Origin of the sequence: [Clostridium] symbiosum ATCC 14940 (assembly GCF_000466485.1) — a bacterium.
Taxonomy (GTDB): Bacteria; Bacillota; Clostridia; order Lachnospirales; family Lachnospiraceae; genus Otoolea; species Otoolea symbiosa.
The window spans coordinates 1-326 of the sequence record NZ_KE992974.1 but is presented as its reverse complement, the minus strand read 5'-3'; positions in this window follow the sequence as shown (position 1 = coordinate 326).

The window sequence follows — 326 nt, the reverse complement described above, 5'->3', positions numbered from 1 at the left end:
GCCCCGTCCACTGGCCTGCGGCCGCTGATTGTCTTACGCATAATTTAATATATTTGATGTTTATAAAAGATTGAGCGGAATTAAGACCGGAAGAATATCACCGGTTTTAATTCCGCTCAATTTAGTGTGATTGATGGCTGTGACCTGTACTCGAAACGTGCAGGTTATTGTGCGGTGTAATTACAGTAAACGTGCAGGTTATTGTGCGATGTGGTGTAATTACAGTATATTATTTATCAGTATTATGTAGTGGCAGCGACAAGGCCCCGCCCCCTTTGAGGCTGGAGACAATCGGAATCAATTGCGGAGGGGACATGGGAGTCCGC